The sequence below is a fragment of the Enterobacter dykesii genome (assembly GCF_008364625.2).
In the GTDB taxonomy this organism is placed as follows: domain Bacteria; phylum Pseudomonadota; class Gammaproteobacteria; order Enterobacterales; family Enterobacteriaceae; genus Enterobacter; species Enterobacter dykesii.
This window is the reverse complement of sequence record NZ_CP126604.1, coordinates 1,707,727-1,727,850: the sequence shown is the minus strand read 5'-3', so window position 1 is coordinate 1,727,850 and position 20,124 is coordinate 1,707,727. Positions and strand designations below refer to the sequence as shown.

Annotated in this window: 20 protein-coding genes; 15 read left to right on the top strand and 5 right to left on the bottom strand. The window is 49.6% G+C overall.

The window, feature by feature from the left end; genetic code table 11:
* The first annotated feature begins 26 nt into the window (after positions 1-26).
* Both F0320_RS08160 and F0320_RS08155 read left to right on the top strand, forming a co-directional pair.
* Positions 27-272, top strand: coding sequence for an excisionase (locus tag F0320_RS08160; RefSeq protein WP_071787694.1), 246 nt, complete (start codon positions 27-29; stop codon positions 270-272).
* Entirely contained in the window at positions 253-1,380 is a 1,128-nt protein-coding gene (locus F0320_RS08155; protein ID WP_047174577.1) for a site-specific integrase, read from the top strand. Before F0320_RS08160 ends, F0320_RS08155 begins: the two co-directional genes overlap by 20 nt.
* A gap of 164 nt (positions 1,381-1,544) precedes the next feature.
* Here F0320_RS08155 and F0320_RS08150 read toward each other — a convergent pair whose 3' ends face one another.
* On the bottom strand, positions 1,545-2,837 hold the full coding sequence (locus tag F0320_RS08150) for a polysaccharide biosynthesis protein (protein WP_240168055.1): 1,293 nt from the start codon (positions 2,835-2,837) through the stop codon (positions 1,545-1,547).
* A gap of 568 nt (positions 2,838-3,405) precedes the next feature.
* Between F0320_RS08150 and F0320_RS08145 the strand changes: the two genes are divergently transcribed.
* The gene (locus F0320_RS08145; RefSeq protein ID WP_052954323.1) at positions 3,406-4,005 is read left to right on the top strand and encodes a helix-turn-helix domain-containing protein; all 600 of its coding nucleotides are present in this window, start codon (positions 3,406-3,408) and stop codon (positions 4,003-4,005) included.
* 142 nt (positions 4,006-4,147) lie between these two features.
* On the opposite strand, the gene F0320_RS08140 is transcribed toward F0320_RS08145, so the two are convergent.
* The 3 genes from F0320_RS08140 to icd form a co-directional block, all read right to left on the bottom strand.
* The gene (locus tag F0320_RS08140; protein WP_047368302.1) at positions 4,148-4,684 is read right to left on the bottom strand and encodes a response regulator transcription factor; all 537 of its coding nucleotides are present in this window, start codon (positions 4,682-4,684) and stop codon (positions 4,148-4,150) included.
* A 17-nt stretch (positions 4,685-4,701) separates the two neighbouring features.
* Positions 4,702-5,184 carry an outer membrane beta-barrel protein gene (locus tag F0320_RS08135; RefSeq protein ID WP_047368301.1) on the bottom strand — a complete coding sequence of 161 codons (483 nt, stop codon included), beginning with the start codon at positions 5,182-5,184 and terminating at the stop codon, positions 4,702-4,704.
* A 414-nt stretch (positions 5,185-5,598) separates the two neighbouring features.
* On the bottom strand, positions 5,599-6,849 hold the full coding sequence (gene icd, locus F0320_RS08130; RefSeq protein WP_032657958.1) for an NADP-dependent isocitrate dehydrogenase: 1,251 nt from the start codon (positions 6,847-6,849) through the stop codon (positions 5,599-5,601).
* Positions 6,850-6,966: 117 nt separating this feature from the next.
* Here icd and rluE point away from each other — a divergent pair, with 117 nt between their 5' ends.
* From rluE to F0320_RS08090, 8 genes are all read left to right on the top strand, one after another.
* A complete protein-coding gene (gene rluE, locus F0320_RS08125; protein WP_023311239.1) occupies positions 6,967-7,620 on the top strand; it encodes a 23S rRNA pseudouridine(2457) synthase RluE in 654 nt (217 codons plus the stop codon).
* A 9-nt stretch (positions 7,621-7,629) separates the two neighbouring features.
* Positions 7,630-8,103, top strand: coding sequence for an NUDIX hydrolase (locus tag F0320_RS08120; protein ID WP_047651859.1), 474 nt, complete (start codon positions 7,630-7,632; stop codon positions 8,101-8,103).
* 40 nt (positions 8,104-8,143) lie between these two features.
* Positions 8,144-9,256: a tRNA 2-thiouridine(34) synthase MnmA gene (gene mnmA, locus F0320_RS08115; protein WP_032657963.1), complete on the top strand. Its 1,113-nt coding sequence runs from the start codon at positions 8,144-8,146 to the stop codon at positions 9,254-9,256.
* A gap of 26 nt (positions 9,257-9,282) precedes the next feature.
* A complete protein-coding gene (hflD, locus tag F0320_RS08110) occupies positions 9,283-9,912 on the top strand; it encodes a high frequency lysogenization protein HflD (RefSeq protein ID WP_013097081.1) in 630 nt (209 codons plus the stop codon).
* A 19-nt stretch (positions 9,913-9,931) separates the two neighbouring features.
* Positions 9,932-11,302, top strand: a complete 1,371-nt coding sequence (gene purB, locus F0320_RS08105) for an adenylosuccinate lyase (RefSeq protein ID WP_008500757.1) — start codon at positions 9,932-9,934, stop codon at positions 11,300-11,302.
* 123 nt (positions 11,303-11,425) lie between these two features.
* A complete protein-coding gene (gene phoP / locus F0320_RS08100; RefSeq protein WP_028019015.1) occupies positions 11,426-12,097 on the top strand; it encodes a two-component system response regulator PhoP in 672 nt (223 codons plus the stop codon).
* Entirely contained in the window at positions 12,098-13,561 is a 1,464-nt protein-coding gene (phoQ, locus tag F0320_RS08095) for a two-component system sensor histidine kinase PhoQ (RefSeq protein WP_047651857.1), read from the top strand. It begins immediately after the preceding gene.
* A gap of 91 nt (positions 13,562-13,652) precedes the next feature.
* Positions 13,653-14,774: a cupin domain-containing protein gene (locus F0320_RS08090; protein WP_047651856.1), complete on the top strand. Its 1,122-nt coding sequence runs from the start codon at positions 13,653-13,655 to the stop codon at positions 14,772-14,774.
* Positions 14,775-14,816: 42 nt separating this feature from the next.
* On the opposite strand, the gene pepT is transcribed toward F0320_RS08090, so the two are convergent.
* Entirely contained in the window at positions 14,817-16,040 is a 1,224-nt protein-coding gene (gene pepT, locus F0320_RS08085; protein ID WP_023311179.1) for a peptidase T, read from the bottom strand.
* Positions 16,041-16,277: 237 nt separating this feature from the next.
* On the opposite strand from pepT, the gene potA reads away from it, so the two are divergent.
* Genes potA through potD form a run of 4 tightly spaced genes read left to right on the top strand, consistent with a single transcriptional unit; the run spans position 16,278 to position 20,086 of the window.
* On the top strand, positions 16,278-17,426 hold the full coding sequence (potA, locus tag F0320_RS08080) for a spermidine/putrescine ABC transporter ATP-binding protein PotA (protein ID WP_185807237.1): 1,149 nt from the start codon (positions 16,278-16,280) through the stop codon (positions 17,424-17,426).
* On the top strand, positions 17,410-18,267 hold the full coding sequence (potB, locus tag F0320_RS08075; RefSeq protein WP_126328251.1) for a spermidine/putrescine ABC transporter permease PotB: 858 nt from the start codon (positions 17,410-17,412) through the stop codon (positions 18,265-18,267). Before potA ends, potB begins: the two co-directional genes overlap by 17 nt.
* Positions 18,264-19,055 (top strand): spermidine/putrescine ABC transporter permease PotC, encoded by a 792-nt coding sequence (gene potC / locus F0320_RS08070; RefSeq protein WP_126328250.1) that lies wholly within the window; start codon positions 18,264-18,266, stop codon positions 19,053-19,055. The genes potB and potC overlap by 4 nt, the downstream gene beginning before the upstream one ends.
* Positions 19,052-20,086: a spermidine/putrescine ABC transporter substrate-binding protein PotD gene (gene potD / locus F0320_RS08065; protein WP_126328249.1), complete on the top strand. Its 1,035-nt coding sequence runs from the start codon at positions 19,052-19,054 to the stop codon at positions 20,084-20,086. The genes potC and potD overlap by 4 nt, the downstream gene beginning before the upstream one ends.
* Positions 20,087-20,124: the final 38 nt, after the last annotated feature.

The window sequence follows — 20,124 nt, the reverse complement described above, 5'->3', positions numbered from 1 at the left end:
ATATGGGCCATTATGAGGTAAATCACATGCTTCAAATGCTGACTTTAGAAGAATGGGCTGCGGAAAAATACCGGAGTAATCCTCCAAGTCTGAATACTTTACGCCGATACGCCAAAGAGAGCATGTTCACTCCCCCGGCCACCAAAGAAGGAAGATACTGGCGGGTAAGAGAAGATGCCGAGATTACAGGTAATTTAACCCAGCCCGTTATTAAAAAATCTGATTCTCCTATGCTTCAAAGGATACTGTCTGATGGCTGCTCGACCACGTAAAAACAACGTCAAGATACCTAATCTCTATCCGCTATACAGTCGGAAGGTAAATAAAATCTACTGGCGTTATAAGCATCCTGTTACTGGTAAATTTCACAGCCTCGGAACTAACGAGGCTGAAGCAACAGCAATAGCAATCGAAGCTAATGAGCGACTAGCTGAACAGCGCACCAGGCAGGTTTTGGCTCTCAGTGACAAGATCGCCACCAGCAAAGGAAAGGCGATAACAACAAATACGTGGTTAGATCGTTATTGGAAAATTCAGGATGAAAGACTGGAGAATGGTGATATCAAGCCGAACACTCATAAACAAAAGGCTAAACCAGTAGCCCTACTTCGTGAGAGCGTGGGAATGAAATTGATTTCATCCGTCGATGTTCGGGATGTTGCCCAGATACTGGAGTCCTATGTTGCAGAAGGTCAACCGAGGATGGCCCAGGTAATCCGCTCTGTTTTGATCGATGTATTCAAGGAAGCCCAGCATTATGGCGAGGTACCGCCGGGTTATAACCCGGCTCTTGCGACAAAACAACCGCGCCGGCGAGTTACCCGACAACGTCTAAACCTCGACGAATGGCAAAAGATTTTCGCGATAGCTGATGCCCGCCATCAATACATGGGCAATGCAATGCTATTGGCGCTCGTTACAGGTCAACGCCTTGGGGATATTTCCAACATGAAGTTTTGCGATATTTGGGATGACCATCTGCATGTCGTTCAGGAGAAAACAGGGAGCAAGCTAGCGCTCCCTCTATCCCTAAGGCTTAACGCGATTGACTGGAGTTTGAGGGATGTAGTTGCACGTTGCCGTGACTATGCAGTGAGTCCATACCTAATCCACTTCTTTCGGGCAACCTCAATGGCAGAACGAGGTGCCCAGGTAAAGTCGAACACAATAACAATGAACTTCAGTAAGGCTCGTGATAAATCAGACATAAATTGGGGGGATGGCACGCCAGCTACTTTCCATGAACAACGCTCGTTAGCGGAAAGACTATATGAGATTCAAGGGATAGATACTCAGAAGTTGCTAGGTCATAAGTCACCGAATCAAACGGCTCGATATCATGATGATCGGGGTAAAGATTGGATTAAAATACTTATATAAAGGAGCATGCACTCCTTTATATTTATTTTTTTAAAACCCCATCGGATTGCAAAACATCTTACCAATTAATTAAACATAACGATTAATATCTTTTATAAAGAATAGATTTTAGACTTAAACTTTTATCTTAACCCATTCAGATAAAGATTGCATTTTATTAACCTTTATCTAACGCTTTTTTTAAATAATTTCCGAACGCATCCGCAAATAACCTTGATTATTTCGACATGCACTAACAACATAAAACCTTGCATGAACAAGTAGTTGAAAATTGTTAGAGAAAAAATTTCAGTAATGATAACCGCTAAGGCAGCACCAATCAATCCGAACCTTAGAGAAAAAAAATAAGAAAGCACCAAACTAAAAACCAAAACAAATATAGTTTTATATAGCAAAAATCTATATCCAGAAAGCTTAACAATTATTTTCGATGAAGCCATTCCAAGTGTAGATAATAATGTTGCAAAACATAATAAAATGCAGGGCGCTATAGATTCATTATACTCACCACCATATATGTAGAAGATTACATAGCTTATCAAAAACGTCATCAGAAATATTACCGGAATTGACAGTAAAATGATATTCAAATGCAGTCTTGCACCAAGATTGATTATTTTTGATTTGTTTTTCTCTCGAAATATTGCCGGTAGACAAGAGGTTAGCAACGATAACAAAATGAAATTCCAACTAGTAGCAAGAGTTTGAGAAACTGAATATATGCCGACATCATGATCCCCATACAAAAATGATATTACAAGTAAATTCAATCTCGGATAGATTGATGCAATAACAGAAGGAACAACGAGAATACTACCCGCATAACTCAGGTAAAAAAATCTTTTTCTTAATGCTTTATATTTTATTGTCACTTTACTTTTATATTCCTTCCGGAATATAAATAACTTCAAAAAGTAAGGGGTAGCGCTTATAATTATAAGAGGCAGTCCAAATAAGATAACCGGAGCTTTATATTTAACCATTAATGCTCTGACTACTAAACCGAAAATAAGTCCGGTTACGTTTGCAAGAGCATTCATTCTAGAGTTCAGCAATGACTCATTAAAGCTTGTATATGTATCAATTGTGTAAAAGTAATATGCCAAACATATTGACAGCACTAACACCATACCTGTTAAATCCATTTGCACATTTAAAATCATGATGCAAGTACATGCAAAAAATATAAATACCGCACTCCTCAATATGAATATAGGCAACATTAATTGAATGCCGCCCAGTAAGTTTGTGGTTATTCTTTTATAGAAAATACTATCGCTACCAAAAACCGCGGCAACTTGAATAATTTGAAAAATCGCAGTTGCGATTGCTATTTGCCCAATTACTACAGGCCCCAAGTATTTAGCTACTAAAGCGTTTATAAAGAAAAGACCAATTATGCCTATTGATTTTTCTGTAATCATCCAAATGATATTTTTTTGAGTTTTAGTTAACACCTACTCAACCTCTTTTATATATTTATTTCTCTTCATTATCTTTATATAGTAAATCTATGAATTGCGTAATATCCATGCTATCTTTATTAAATAGCATAACGTAAACAACAGCAACTATCAGTATCAACAAGACAATACATGAAAGTAGAAATAACATATTCAATCCTCTTTTTAACATTGAATTCAAAACCAATATAATTCAAAGCAGAATGAGTAGACTAGTATAAATATCGCAAAAAATAGAATTGCAGAAGTGTTTTTTAGCAAAACTCAAGCATGGAAAACATTAGTATGCAAACTATATATTATAAATAGTTATAAAATAAATTGTTAGCACCCTACCAAACAATCAACTAACACAAAACACACATCCTCATGAATATTGAGAATGATAGGTTGATAATATTTGACGAACCCAGCACTAACTGCTGCTAATTTAACTCATAAATAAATTATGTATAATTACACAAGAACATATTTAAATTTAAACTTGCCATCTCCTAAAAAGATCATATGATTGCCTAACATCAAACTTTAAGAATGAAAATAATAGCAGAGGCATTAAATCATGTTTGACCATATCTTAGAGATTGTTGAAGCTTCTAACAAATTTATACGCATTTATGCGTCAAATGGACAGCAGATACACAGCACACTCAATAATAAACCACATGTTTACTTTCTCACCGAAGGTAGAGTAGATATTTATAGGAAAACAGACGATATTTTAATTTTCACTGTATATGCACCTTATATTTTAGGGTTATTTTTTATGTTCGAAAAGAATGATTATCATTATTTCAGAGCTTCGACGGATGCAGCCTTTACAGCAATACCAACTATAGAACTGAACTGCCTAGCTGATAGTAATAATTTGTGGAAACATTTTTTCTTAATGACTTGTGAAATCGCTTCAAACTTTTTCAAAAGGGATCAAAGATTTTCATCAAAAAATGCCTACGATATTATAAAAAACAACTTAGAAGCTATATGGGAATTACCAGAAAATGAAAGATCTCAAATTTCAGTTTTCAAATTTATTTTATCTAGAAGTACAATATCTCGTAGCTCCTTAAATAAAGTTCTAAAAGACCTCAATGATGGGGGGTATATTAAAATTCACAGAGGAAAACTTTTAAACATTAAAAATCTACCGCTAAAATACTAATCACTTAGGCGGCAGAAAAATCTTTCTCCATAATGGTGTTGTTTCTGATGCAATACTCTTCTTTTCGTTTATGCGATAATTAGCATAAAGACAATAGATTGAGAATGGAATCAATACCATTATCGATAAAATAGATATTGTATTATACATGCTCATAAACCCCCTCCTTTGTTGCCAGAGCATACATATAAAGTTCATGTCTATTTTTTAAATTCAACTTTTGCAAAATATTACGTCGATGTGTGCTTATTGTCTTTTTTGTTATGTTAAGAATAATTGCAATGTTGTCATCTGTTGTTCCTTCAGAAAACAAAGTGAACAAAAGAGTCTCTTGTGATGATAGTTTTTTAAAATGAAGCATATCATGAAAGTCATTTTGGTCTGTTAAATCATTAAAACACTCAATGTATTTATCCAAGTCGTAATTACATGGTAAAATCAAAGTTTTTTCTGGTCTGTATTTTGAAACTGCATAACAATGTAAAAAGTTATCTGTAATAATAATATCTTGAGTATGATACTTATGATAAAAAATAAGTGTTGGAAGCTTTGTGGTTTGCTCAACGTTATATGTATAAGATTCAAAAACTTTTGAATCTTCAATAAGTTCCCTGATGCCGTGATATAAAAAATAATTGTCAGTAATAACGTATATTCTTAATAATTTTTTAGAGATCATTTTATTCACCTTCAAAATCAAAACAAATATCCTATCCCAATGATGAAAGTATTTATTTCTTTGTTATCAATAATTCCCAATTCATATCCTGAATTTAATTGAATGTTGTCTGTTAAATTGTAAAAAAAACCAGCACCAAAAGCAGCTCCGTAAACCTCATGTGTTTGATTAGGTTTCATTTTTGAGCCAGAAGCAAGACCAGCAAGCCCATATAAGTTTATATCTTGCGTAATGTTAAATGCTATACCCGGCATAATAGATGCATATTTATTCTTTAAATAAGAATATCCAGAGCCGCTGGTATTCTGTATATAAGTGCCTGATGCGACCAGTGCGAAATCATTCATATCGTGTCTAAACATGATATTCAATCCATGCATATTTTCCGCCCCATTTTTCTTGCCTATAGCATAATTCATAGACATTGAATTACTAGCAGATACAGTCGTGTTAAAAACGCAAATAAAAAGAAATATCACTGCAAGCTTAATTTTATGCATAGATCCTCCAAAAATTTCTCTTAAATATACAGAGATAAAATTGTGTTACCAGCATATAAATACGCAAAAAAAAGTTATAATCACACAATGAAATGTATATTTTTGTACATTGACTAAGGAAACCAGCAGGAACCAGTGATTCCCAGATAAAATAGCAAAAGGATATGAGAACCGAGTTTGTATACATTTCTGATAGTTTGGAGACTACAACGCCCGAATACATATTATATGCTTATAGCAACCTGTATGCCGTCCGGTAAATTGTTATGGCCAATGCGGAAATAATAGGAAAAAACATCTGATTAAGAGAGGGTTTTGATAATCTATTTTGATAAATTGTTGATAACCATTCGAAAACTAATAATAAAAACGGGAACCAATCGGCTCCCGTTCCAGTTTAACCCAGAATCTGGATTACATGTTCGCGATAATCGCGTCGCCAAACTCTGAGCATTTCAGCAGCTTAGCGCCTTCCATCAGACGTTCGAAGTCATAGGTGACGGTTTTCGCGTTAATCGCGCCTTCCATACCTTTGACAATCAGGTCTGCGGCTTCGAACCATTCCATATGACGCAGCATCATCTCTGCGGACAGGATGATAGAGCCTGGGTTCACTTTGTCCTGGCCTGCATATTTAGGTGCAGTACCGTGGGTCGCTTCGAACAGGGCGCACTCGTCACCGATGTTCGCGCCAGGGGCGATACCGATACCGCCAACCTGTGCTGCCAGGGCGTCAGAGATGTAGTCACCGTTCAGGTTCATACAGGCAATCACGTCGTATTCTGCAGGACGCAGCAGGATCTGCTGCAGGAACGCATCGGCGATCACATCTTTAATGATGATTTCTTTGCCGGTGTTCGGGTTCTTAATCTTCTGCCATGGGCCACCGTCGATCAGCTCACCACCGAACTCTTCTTTCGCCAACTGGTAGCCCCAGTCTTTGAACGCGCCTTCGGTGAACTTCATGATGTTGCCTTTGTGAACCAGGGTCACAGAGTCACGGTCGTTGGTGATCGCGTATTCGATGGCCGCACGCACCAGACGTTTAGTACCGTCTTCAGAGCATGGCTTGATGCCGATACCGCAATGCTCAGGGAAGCGAATTTTCTTCACGCCCATCTCTTCGCGCAGGAATTTGATCACTTTCTCTGCGTCAGCAGAGTCCGCTTTCCATTCGATACCCGCGTAGATGTCTTCTGAGTTTTCGCGGAAGATAACCATATCGGTCAGTTCAGGGTGCTTAACCGGGCTTGGGGTGCCCTGATAGTAACGAACCGGACGCAGACACACGTACAGGTCCAGCTCCTGACGCAGTGCCACGTTCAGGGAACGGATACCGCCGCCAACTGGCGTCGTCAGTGGGCCTTTAATAGCAACGCGGTAGTCGCGGATCAGGTCCAGCGTTTCTGCTGGCAGCCAGACGTCCTGGCCATAAACTTGAGTAGATTTCTCACCGGTGTAAATTTCCATCCAGGAAATTTTACGCTCGCCTTTGTAGGCTTTCTCAACAGCGGCATCAACCACTTTCAGCATTGCCGGGGTAACGTCTACACCGATTCCGTCACCTTCGATGAACGGGATAATCGGATTGTGAGGAACGTTAATCTTGCCGTTTTGCAGGGTGATCTTTTTACCTTCCGCCGGAACAACTACTTTGCTTTCCATTAACCTCTCCTTCGAGCGCTTCTGGTTGTTACTGATCTTATGTTAATAAATTGTAATGAGCCCTTCGATAGTACCTGATTGTCCTGCGCCATGAAAGGTCTTCGTTATTAGGCTATAATGCGGCAATTGATAACGCCTGAAAATACCATGAAGAAAACTTCTTTTACAAAACACCGGGTTGAGCGATTCAGCTCGCGACAAGCCGCCAGAAGACCGCAAGAAACCCAGCCGAAGCGGGTTATTTTGTTCAATAAACCCTACGATGTTTTGCCGCAGTTTACCGATGAAGCCGGGCGCAGCACGCTGAAGGACTACATCCCTGTTCAGGGGGTCTACGCAGCCGGGCGCCTGGACCGCGATAGCGAAGGCCTTCTGGTCTTAACCAACGACGGCGCGTTGCAGGCGAAGCTCACGCAGCCGGGCAAACGCACCGGTAAAATTTACTTCGTCCAGGTGGAAGGCGAGCCGGATGACGCGACGCTGGCAGCGCTACGCAGCGGCGTGACGTTGAACGACGGCCCAACCCTGCCCGCAGGTATTGAGCGCGTGAATGAACCGGAGTGGCTTTGGCCGCGCAACCCGCCGATTCGCGAACGCAAATCCATCCCAACAAGCTGGCTAAAAATAACCCTTTATGAAGGCCGCAACCGCCAGGTTCGGCGCATGACCGCGCACGTTGGCTTCCCTACCCTGCGTCTGATTCGCTACGCCATGGGCAGCTACACCCTGGAAACGCTGGCAAACGGCGAATGGCGCGACGTTACCCCTTAAGGAGTCACTATGTTTAAACCTCATGTCACGGTTGCCTGCGTGGTCCACGCCCGGGGTAAATTCCTTGTCGTCGAAGAGAGCATTAACGGCAAAGCGCTGTGGAACCAGCCTGCCGGACACCTTGAAGCCAATGAAACCTTGCTGCAGGCAGCCAAACGCGAGCTGTGGGAAGAGACCGGCATTCACGCTGAGCCTCAGTACTTCATCCGCATGCATCAGTGGATCGCACCCGATCACACCCCGTTCCTGCGCTTTTTATTTGCCGTTGAGCTTAGCGAAACGTGCGCCACTGAGCCGCAGGATGACGATATCGACCGCTGTCTGTGGGTGACCGCCGACGAGATCCTGAACGCGCCAAACCTGCGCTCGCCGCTGGTTGCGGAAAGCATTCGCTGCTGGCAGTCAGGCGCACGCCTGCCGCTGGATGTCATCGGCGCATTTAACTGGCCGTTTACAGAGGGTGTCAATGGTGGGGGGGCGTGATAGAATACGCCGCCTTGAAGTTCAATGTCGTGAGTATTCCATGTCAGATAACAGCCAGAAAAAAGTGATCGTCGGCATGTCCGGCGGTGTCGATTCCTCCGTTTCCGCCTACCTGTTGCAGCAACAGGGCTATAAGGTGGAGGGCCTGTTCATGAAGAACTGGGAGGAAGATGATGGCGAGGAATACTGCACCGCCGCAGCGGATCTCGCCGATGCGCAGGCCGTGTGCGACAAGCTCGGCATTGAACTGCACACCGTTAACTTTGCCGCAGAATACTGGGACAACGTTTTTGAACTGTTCCTGGAAGAGTACAAAGCGGGCCGCACGCCGAACCCGGATATTCTGTGCAACAAAGAGATCAAATTTAAGGCCTTCCTGGAATTCGCTGCGGAAGATCTGGGCGCTGACTACATCGCGACCGGTCACTACGTGCGCCGTGCAGACGTGAATGGCAAAAGCCAGCTGCTGCGCGGTCTGGACGGCAACAAAGATCAAAGCTACTTCCTCTATACGCTGAGCCATGAGCAAATCGCCCAGAGCCTGTTCCCGGTCGGCGAGCTGGAAAAGCCGCAGGTGCGTAAAATCGCCGAAGAGCTGGACCTCATCACCGCGAAGAAAAAAGACTCTACCGGCATCTGCTTCATCGGCGAGCGCAAATTCCGCGATTTCCTGGGACGTTACCTGCCTGCTCAGCCGGGTAAAATTGTCACCGTCGACGGGGAAGAGATTGGCCAGCATCAGGGGCTGATGTACCACACGCTCGGCCAGCGCAAAGGCCTGGGTATTGGCGGGACCAAAGAAGGTAGCGAAGATCCATGGTATGTTGTCGACAAAGACGTCGAAAACAATATTCTGGTTGTTGCCCAGGGCCACGATCATCCGCGTCTGATGTCCGTTGGCCTTATCGCGCAGCAGCTGCACTGGGTCGATCGTGAGCCGCTGAAAGGCACGCTGCGCTGCACGGTGAAAACGCGCTACCGTCAGACCGATATTCCTTGCACCATTACCGCGCTTGATGACGATCGCATTGACGTGCGTTTCGACGAGCCGGTGGCCGCCGTCACCCCGGGTCAGTCTGCTGTCTTCTACAGCGGCGAAATCTGTCTGGGCGGCGGGATCATTGAACAGCGCCTGCCGCTGCCTGCTGTTTAATACGATTCACACATAAAGGAGACCGTGTGGCGAAGAACTACTATGACATCACCCTGGCGCTGGCGGGGATTTGCCAGTCAGCCCGTCTGGTGCAACAGCTGGCGCATCAGGGTCATTGCGACGCAGATGCCCTGCACGTTTCATTGAACAGCGTTATCGATCTCAACCCCGGCTCGACCCTGGGCGTGTTCGGCGGCAGTGAAACCAATCTTCGTCTCGGTCTTGAAACCCTGCTCGGCGTGCTTAACGCCAGCAGCCGTCAGGGATTAAACGCGGAGCTGACCCGCTACACGTTGAGCCTGATGGTGCTGGAGCGTAAGCTGAGCGCCGCAAAAGGCGCGCTCAATACCCTGGGCGATCGTATTGCCGGATTACAGCGTCAGCTCGATCATTTTGACCTGCAGTCGGAAACGCTGCTGAGCGCCATGGCCGGCATTTATGTTGACGTCATCAGCCCGCTCGGGCCGCGTATTCAGGTCACCGGCTCCCCTGCCGTGCTGCAAAGTCCGCAGGTACAGGCAAAAGTGCGCGCGTCCCTGCTGGCAGGGATCCGCGCAGCCGTACTGTGGCACCAGGTGGGCGGTGGCCGCCTGCAGTTAATGTTTTCTCGTAATCGCCTGACCACTCAGGCAAAACAAATTCTTGCTCATTGTTAACCTCCCGGAGTTGCGAATTATGGAATTATCCTCACTGACCGCCGTATCCCCTGTCGATGGACGCTACGGCGATAAAGTCAGCGCGCTGCGCGGGATCTTCAGCGAATATGGTTTGCTGAAGTTCCGTGTTCAGGTTGAAGTACGCTGGCTGCAAAAGCTGGCCGCCCAGGCAGCAATCAAGGAAGTTCCTGCTTTTGACGAAAAGGCAAACGATTACCTTGATAAAATCGTTGCCGAGTTTAGCGAACAAGACGCCGCGCGCATTAAAACCATCGAACGCACCACCAACCACGACGTGAAAGCGGTTGAGTACTTCCTGAAAGAGAAAGTGGAAAGCGTTCCTGCCCTGCACGCCGTGTCTGAATTCATTCACTTCGCCTGTACCTCTGAAGACATCAACAACCTGTCTCATGCGCTGATGCTCTCCACCGCGCGCAAAGAGGTGGTGCTGCCTTACTGGCGTAAAATCATCGACGCGGTAAAAGCGCTGTCCGTGGAATACCGCGACATTCCGCTGCTCTCCCGTACCCACGGCCAGCCAGCCACGCCATCCACGATGGGTAAAGAGATGGCGAACGTCGCGTACCGCATGGAGCGCCAGTACCGTCAGCTGGAACAGGTTGAAATTCTTGGCAAAATCAACGGCGCGGTCGGTAACTATAACGCCCACATCGCCGCTTATCCGGAAGTGGACTGGCACCAGTTCAGCGAAGAGTTCGTGACCTCTCTGGGCATTCAGTGGAACCCGTACACCACGCAGATTGAGCCGCACGACTATATCGCCGAACTGTTTGACTGCATCGCGCGCTTTAACACCATCCTGATCGACTTCGATCGTGACGTGTGGGGCTACATCGCCCTGAACCACTTCAAGCAGAAAACCATCGCCGGTGAAATCGGCTCTTCCACCATGCCGCACAAGGTAAACCCAATCGACTTCGAAAACTCCGAAGGCAACCTGGGCCTGGCGAACGCCGTGCTGCAGCATATGGCAAGCAAACTGCCGGTATCCCGCTGGCAGCGCGACCTGACCGACTCCACCGTACTGCGTAACCTGGGCGTGGGCATTGGCTACGCGCTGATCGCGTACCAGTCCACCCTGAAAGGCGTGAGCAAACTGGAAGTGAACCGTGACCGTCTGCTGGACGAGCTGGATCACAACTGGGAAGTGCTGGCGGAGCCAATCCAGACCGTGATGCGTCGTTACGGTATCGAAAAACCGTACGAGAAGCTGAAAGAGCTGACCCGCGGGAAACGCGTTGACGCCGAAGGCATGAAGCAGTTTATCGACGGTCTGGCGCTGCCGGAAGAAGAGAAAACGCGCCTGAAGGCGATGACCCCGGCGAACTACATTGGCCGCGCCATCACCATGGTCGACGAGCTGAAGTAACGCCCTTCTCCCCCTCTTCGCCCGAAAAGGGGGATGCTTTTTCCCGGTTTACTCAATGTTTATCCCCACAACAACATAATCAGCGTTAAACTATTCATACCAATTATTTAGGGAGAAGAGATGATGCGCGTACTGGTTGTTGAGGATAACGCATTGCTACGCCATCACCTGAAGGTTCAGCTTCAGGAGATGGGACATCAGGTGGACGATGCTGAAGATGCGAAAGAAGCCGATTATTATCTCAATGAACATCTGCCGGATATCGCCATTGTCGATTTAGGGTTGCCTGACGAAGATGGTCTGTCGTTAATTCGTCGCTGGCGCAGCCACGATGTCTCTCTACCGGTTCTGGTTCTGACCGCCCGTGAAGGCTGGCAGGATAAGGTTGAAGTGCTCAGCGCGGGTGCCGACGATTACGTCACCAAGCCGTTTCATATTGAAGAGGTGGCGGCGCGCATGCAGGCGCTGTTACGCCGCAACAGCGGGCTGGCTTCACAGGTTATTTCCATTCCGCCATTCCAGGTCGATCTCTCCCGCCGGGAATTAGCGATCAATGATGAAGTGATTAAGCTCACCGCCTTCGAATACACCATCATGGAAACGCTGATCCGCAACAATGGCAAAGTGGTGAGCAAAGATTCCTTAATGCTCCAGCTTTACCCTGATGCTGAACTGCGCGAGAGCCATACCATTGACGTGCTGATGGGACGTTTGCGTAAGAAAATTCAGGCGCAGTATCCGCAGGATGTGATTACCACCGTCCGTGGCCAGGGCTATCTGTTCGAATTACGCTAAATGAGACGGATTTTACGCCACATTCTGCCCCTCTCGCTGCGGGTTCGTTTCTTACTGGCCACGGCTGCCGTCGTGCTGGTGCTGTCGCTCTCCTACGGCATGGTCGCCCTGGTAGGCTACAGCGTCAGCTTTGATAAAACCACCTTTCGGCTGTTACGTGGCGAAAGCAATCTGTTTTATACCCTGGCGAAGTGGGAAAACAATCAAATTACCGTCGAAATGCCGGAAAACCTCAACCAGCAGAGCCCGACGCTAGCCCTGATTTATAACGAAAAGGGGAAATTACTGTGGGCGCAGCGTGATATTCCCTGGCTGGTCAAAAGCATTCGTCCGGAATGGCTCAAAACCAACGGATTTCACGAAATTGAAGCCGATCTCAACACCACCAGCTCGCTGATCCATGAAGATCGCTCCCTGCAGCAAAAGCTGAACGAGATCCGCGCCGACAACGCCGAGACGGAGATGACGCACTCCGTCGCGATCAACCTCTATCCAGCGACGCTGAACATGCCGCAGCTGACCATCGTGGTGATCGACACCATTCCGGTCGAGCTGAAGCGCTCTTATATGGTCTGGAGCTGGTTCATCTACGTTCTGGCTGCGAATCTCCTGCTGGTGATCCCACTGCTGTGGGTGGCGGCGTGGTGGAGCTTGCGCCCCATTGAATCACTGGCGAAAGAGGTTCGTGAGCTGGAAGAACATCATCGCGAGAAGCTGAACCCGGAAACCACCCGTGAGCTCACCAGCCTGGTGCGTAACCTCAACCGCCTGCTGAAAAGTGAACGCGAACGCTACGATAAATACCGTACCACCCTTACCGACCTGACCCACAGCCTGAAAACTCCCCTGGCCGTCATGCAAAGTACCCTGCGTTCAATGCGCAGCTCGAAGCTGAGCGTCGATGATGCCGAGCCGGTGATGCTGGAGCAGATCAGCCGTATTTCCCAGCAAATTGGCTATTACCTGCACCGCGCCAGCATGCGTTCCGGCAGCGCGCTTCTGAGCCGCGAGCTGCACCCGGTAGCCCCGCTTCTGGATAACCTCACGTCCGCCCTCAACAAGGTGTATCAGCGTAAAGGGGTGAACATCAGCCTCGATATCTCGCCAGAGATTAGCTTTGTGGGTGAAAAAAATGACTTCATGGAAGTGATGGGTAATTTGCTGGATAACGCCTGCAAATACTGTCTGGAGTTCGTGGAAGTGTCTGCGCGTCAGACGGAAACCGAACTGCATATTATCGTTGAGGATGATGGCCCGGGGATCCCAAGCAATAAGCGTGACGTGGTGTTCGATCGCGGTCAGCGAGCCGATACGCTACGTCCTGGCCAGGGCGTAGGATTGGCCGTCGCCCGCGAGATTGTCGACCAGTACGACGGGAAAATAGAAACCAGTGAGAGCTTGCTGGGCGGCGCCAGAATGGAGGTTATTTTGGGTCGCCAGCAGCCCACATTGAACGATAGTTAACCCGTTATGTGAAAAATGCGAGGATCTCGCAGCCTGGGGGCTGAGCTTCCGTTATAATCCGAGTCAGTAAGAGCCTGCGGAATAAAAAAATATGGATTATCACTTAACGCTTAACTGGCCCGAGTTTATTGAACGTTACTGGCAAAAACGCCCGGTGGTTCTGAAACGCGGATTCAGCAATTTTGTCGACCCTATCTCGCCTGACGAGCTGGCAGGTCTGGCCATGGAAAACGAAGTCGACAGCCGTCTGGTCAGCCACCAGGACGGGAAATGGCAGGTTAGCCACGGTCCTTTCGAAAGCTACGATCACCTCGGTGAAAACAACTGGTCGCTGCTGGTGCAGGCGGTCAACCACTGGCATGAGCCCACTGCCGCATTAATGCGCCCGTTCCGCGCCCTGCCCGACTGGCGCATGGACGATCTGATGATCTCCTTCTCCGTGCCGGGCGGCGGCGTAGGTCCACATCTTGACCAGTACGACGTGTTCATCATTCAGGGTACGGGCCGCCGCCGCTGGCGCGTGGGCGAAAAAGTGCCAATGAAACAGCACTGCCCGCATCCGGATCTGCTTCAGGTTGACCCGTTTGAAGGGATTATCGACGAAGAGCTGGAACCGGGTGATATTCTCTACATTCCGCCGGGATTCCCTCACGAAGGCTACTCCCTGGAAAACTCACTCAACTACTCCGTGGGGTTCCGCGCGCCAAGCGGCCGCGAGATGATCAGCGGATTTGCCGACTACGTTCTGCAGCGCGAGCTGGGCAGCTATCGTTACAGCGACCCTGGTGTGCCTGCGCGCGAGCATCCGGCCGATATCCTGCCCGCAGAGCTGGATAAGCTGCGCGGCATGATGCTGGATCTGATCAACGAGCCGGAACATTTCAAACAGTGGTTTGGGGAGTTTATCAGCCAGTCTCGTCATGAGCTGGACGTTGCGCCGCCGGAGCCACCTTATCAGGCTGACGAGATTTATGATGCGCTTCAGCAGGGCGACAAGCTGACGCGTCTGGGCGGTTTGCGCGTGCTGCGCATTGGTGAGGAGGTGTTCGTCAACGGCGAGAGGCTGGACTCTCCGCACCGTCCGGCGCTGGAAGCCATTGCCAGCCATCTGGTGCTGACTGCTGACACCTTTGGCGATGCGCTGGAAGATCCTTCCTTCCTCGCGATGCTGGCCGCGCTGGTCAACAGCGGGTACTGGTTCTTTGAGGACTGAGTCGCTCTCATGCCCGGCGGCGCTTCGCCACCGGGCTTTTTCTTAGCGTTTAGCGGTTAACTCCGCTATCCGCACTATCACCTTCACCGCTTTTTCCATCCCTTCCAGCGTCACAAACTCATGCTTACCATGATAGTTATAGCCACCGGTAAACAGGTTCGGGCACGGCAGCCCCATAAACGACAGCTGAGAACCGTCGGTGCCGCCGCGAATCGGCTTCAGCTGCGGTTCAATATCGCAGTCGCGCATCGCCTGCTGGGCGATATCGAGAATATGCGGATGCGCCATCACCTTCTCGCGCATGTTGTAATAGCTGTCTTCAATGATCAGCTCAATATAGCAATCAGGGTGTAACCCTTTACCGACCTTCTTCGCGATCTCCATCATCTTGCGCTTGCGCGCCTCAAAGGCTTTGCGGTCGAAATCGCGGATGATGTAGTGCATCTGCGCGCTATCTACGGTGCCTTTGATGCTGGTCAGGTGATAGAAACCTTCATACCCTTCGGTCTGTTCAGGGCTCTCTTCCGCCGGGACTTCTGCATGAATTCTGGACGCCAGCGACAGCGCGTTTACCATGACGCCTTTCGCCGAGCCGGGATGAACGTTGTTGCCGACAATTTTAATCGTGACGGACGCGGCATTGAAGTTTTCATACTCCAGTTCACCGACGCCACCGCCGTCGACGGTATAGGCCCACTGCGCGTTAAAGGCTTCCACGTCGAAATGCTTCGCGCCCTTGCCGACCTCTTCATCCGGCGTAAAGGCCACGCGGATATCCCCGTGCGGGATATTTTTGCCCTTCAGCACCGCCAGCGCCGTCATGATCTCCGCGATCCCCGCCTTATCATCTGCCCCCAGCAGCGTCTTCCCGTCGGTGGTGATCAGCGTCTGGCCCAGCAGCTGGTGCAGTACCGGGAACATCACCGGCGAGAGCACTTCGTCACCAATGCCCAGCGCAATGTCGCCGCCGCGGTAATTTTCCACAATCTGCGGGTTCACATGTTTGCCGCTAAAATCCGGAGAGGTGTCGACATGAGAGATAAAGCCAATCGCCGGAATGTCACCCTGGACATTCGCCGGCAGCGTTCCCATCACAGTGCCTTTTTCGCTTAACGTGACGTTGACCAGCCCCATGGCGTCAAGCTGCTCTTTAAGCAGGTTTAACAACTTCCACTGGCCTTCGGTGCTCGGCACCTGGCGAACACCCGGCTTAGATTGGGTATCCAGCGAAACGTACTGTAAAAAACGCTCAAGTAATTTATCCATGCAGTCACCCTCACTTTTTGTGACAACATTATCAATAAGCATCAAAACGCAAATATTGCGTCAGGTCACTTTTATCCCGCAAACGAGAATATTTTCCGTTTATATCGTTATGCGTTAGTTAATGTAGCTTATGAATCAGTGACAAGGATTGGCGATTGCAGGGGATTGCCGTAGAATGTCCGCCCTCATTACGAGTCACCAAGGTGGTTACACACAAACCCCGCTTCAGTCTGCTGCCTGAGGCGTCTATATGGGACAGCGCAAAAATTGAATACACAATCCCGTTCACGTTCACCGCTGGTGCAACTGGAACGAATTCGTAAAAGTTTTGATGGTAAAGACGTTATCTCCGACTTCACTCTGACCATCAATGACGGTGAGTTTCTGACGCTGCTTGGCCCCTCTGGCTGCGGCAAAACAACCGTACTGCGCCTTATCGCCGGGCTGGAAAGCGTCGATAACGGCCATATCCATCTTGAAAACCAGGACATCACCCGAGTTCCTGCCGAAGATCGCCACGTCAATACCGTCTTTCAGAGCTACGCCCTGTTCCCGCACATGACCGTGTTTGAAAACGTGGCGTTTGGCCTGCAGATGCAAAAAACGCCGGCGAATGAGATCGAACCGCGCGTCACCGACGCCCTGCGCATGGTGCAGCTTGAGACGTTTGCCCAGCGTAAACCCCATCAGCTTTCCGGCGGCCAGCAGCAGCGCGTGGCCATCGCCCGCGCCGTCGTCAATAAGCCGCGCCTGCTCCTGCTGGATGAATCCCTCTCCGCGCTGGATTACAAGCTGCGCAAGCAGATGCAGAATGAGCTCAAAGCCCTGCAGCGCAAGCTCGGCATTACCTTTGTCTTCGTCACCCACGATCAGGAAGAGGCCCTGACCATGTCCGACCGCATCGTGGTGATGCGCGACGGCAAAATCGAGCAGGACGGCACGCCGCGTGAAATCTACGAAGAGCCGAAGAATCTGTTTGTCGCCAGCTTCATCGGGGAGATTAATATCTTCGACGCCACGGTGATTGAGCGTCTGGACGACCAGCGCGTGCGCGCCAGCGTCGAAGGACGCGAGTGCAATATCACGGTGACTTTCCCCGTCGAAAAGGGACAAAAGCTCAGCGTTCTGCTGCGCCCGGAAGATCTGCGCGTCGATGAAATTCACGGCAATGCTGAGGCCGAAGGGTTAATCGGCTATATCCGCGAGCGCAACTACAAAGGAATGACGCTGGAGTCCGTTGTCGAACTGGAGAACGGCAAAATGGTGATGGTCAGCGAGTTCTTTAACGAAGACGACCCTGACTTCGACCACTCTCTCGACCAGAAAATGGTTATCAACTGGGTAGAAAGCTGGGAGGTTGTGCTGGCTGATGAAGAACACAAGTAAATTCCAGAATGTGGTGATTGCCACGATCGTCGGTTGGCTTGTGCTGTTTGTCTTTTTACCCAACCTGATGATCGTTGCCACCAGCTTCCTGACCCGCGACGACGCTAATTTCGTTTCGCTGGTCTTTACGCTGGACAACTACGCGCGCCTGCTCGATCCGCTCTATTTTGACGTGCTGCTGCACTCGCTCAATATGGCGCTGATCGCCACCCTTGCCTGTCTGGTGCTGGGCTATCCTTTCGCATGGTTCCTCGCGGGCCTGCCGCAAAAGGTGCGGCCCCTGCTGCTGTTTTTACTGATTGTTCCCTTCTGGACCAACTCGCTCATCCGTATTTATGGCCTGAAGATCTTCCTCAGCACAAAGGGCTATCTCAACGAGTTTCTGCTGTGGCTGGGAGTGATTGATACGCCGATCCGCATCATGTTTACCCCGAGCGCGGTGATTGTCGGCCTGGTCTATATCCTGCTGCCGTTTATGGTGATGCCGCTCTACTCCAGCATCGAAAAGCTGGATAAACCGCTGCTGGAAGCGGCAAAAGATTTGGGTGCCAACAGGCTCCAGACCTTCATCCGCATTATTATCCCGCTGACCATGCCCGGCATTATCGCGGGCTGTCTGCTGGTGATGCTCCCGGCGATGGGCTTGTTCTACGTGTCGGATCTGATGGGCGGCGCGAAAAACCTGCTGATCGGTAACGTGATCAAAAGCCAGTTCCTGAACATTCGCGACTGGCCGTTCGGATCCGCGACCAGCATTACGCTGACGGTGGTCATGGGGCTGATGCTGCTGGTCTACTGGCGCGCCTCACGCTTGCTGAACAAGAAGGTGGAACTCGAATGATCGGTCGACTGCTTCGCGGCGGTTTTATGACCGCCATTTACGCTTACCTTTATATCCCGATTATCATTTTGATCGTGAACTCGTTTAACAGCTCGCGCTTCGGGATTAACTGGCAGGGCTTTACCACCGACTGGTACAGCCTGCTGGTGAACAACGATAGCCTCCTGCAGGCCGCGCAGCACTCGCTGACGATGGCGATCTTCTCCGCCACCTTCGCGACGCTGATTGGCTCGCTCACCGCCGTGGCGCTCTACCGCTATCGCTTTCGCGGCAAACCGTTCGTCAGCGGCATGCTGTTTGTGGTGATGATGTCGCCGGACATCGTTATGGCCATTTCGCTGCTGGTGCTGTTTATGCTGCTGGGGGTACAGCTTGGCTTCTGGTCGCTGCTGTTCTCGCACATCACCTTCTGCCTGCCGTTTGTGGTGGTGACCGTTTTCGCGCGCCTGAAAGGGTTCGACGTGCGCATGCTGGAGGCGGCGAAAGATCTGGGCGCCAGCGAGATGATCATCCTGCGCAAAATCATCCTGCCGCTGGCGATGCCTGCCGTGGCGGCCGGATGGCTACTTAGCTTCACCCTGTCGATGGATGACGTGGTCGTGTCCTCCTTCGTCACCGGTCCGAGCTATGAAATTCTGCCGTTGAAGATCTATTCCATGGTGAAAGTCGGCGTCTCACCGGAGGTGAACGCGCTGGCGACCATTCTGCTGGTGTTTTCGCTGGTTCTGGTGATCGCCAGCCAGGTTATTGCTCGTGATAAAACAAAATCTCAGGGGACAATGAAATGAAAAAAATGCTCGCCGCTGCGGCACTGGTGCTTGGCATGGGTGCCGCACACGCTGATGACGGTAAAACGCTCTACTTCTACAACTGGACCGAATACGTGCCGCCGGGCCTGCTGGAACAGTTCACGAAGGAGACGGGCATCAAGGTTATCTACTCGACCTACGAGTCGAATGAAACCATGTACGCCAAGCTGAAAACCTACAAAGACGGCGCGTACGATCTGGTCGTGCCTTCCACCTACTTTGTCGACAAAATGCGCAAAGAGGGCATGATTCAGAAGATCGACAAAACGAAGCTAACCAATTTTTCAAACCTCGACCCTGAGATGCTCAACAAGCCGTTCGACCCGAATAACGACTACTCCATTCCGTACATCTGGGGAGCGACCGCGATTGGCGTGAACAGCGAGGCCGTCGATCCGAAAACGGTGACAAGCTGGGCGGATCTGTGGAAACCAGAATACAAGGGTAGCCTGCTGTTAACCGACGACGCGCGTGAGGTGTTCCAGGTCGCGCTGCGCAAGCTGGGCTACTCGGGCAACACGACGGATCCGAAAGAGATTGAAGCGGCGTATAACGAGCTGAAAAAGCTGATGCCTAACGTGGCGGCATTCAACTCAGATAACCCGGCAAACCCGTATATGGAAGGCGAAGTGAATCTGGGGATGGTGTGGAACGGCTCCGCGTATGTCGCCCGCCAGGCCGGTACGCCGCTTGAAGTGGTCTGGCCGAAAGAAGGCGGGATCTTCTGGATGGATAGCCTCGCCATTCCTGCCAATGCGAAAAACGTTGAAGGGGCGCATAAGCTGATTAACTTCCTGCTGCGCCCGGACGTGGCGAAACAGGTTGCCGAGACGATTGGCTACCCGACGCCAAACCTCGCCGCACGCAAGCTGCTGAAGCCTGAGGTAGCTAACGATAAATCGCTCTACCCGGATGCCGAAACCATCAGCAAAGGTGAATGGCAGAATGACGTCGGTGACGCCAGCCGTCTCTACGAAGAGTATTACCAGAAATTAAAAGCGGGCCGATAAACGGTATCGCGTTCTTCCTCACGCCGCCCGTACGGCGT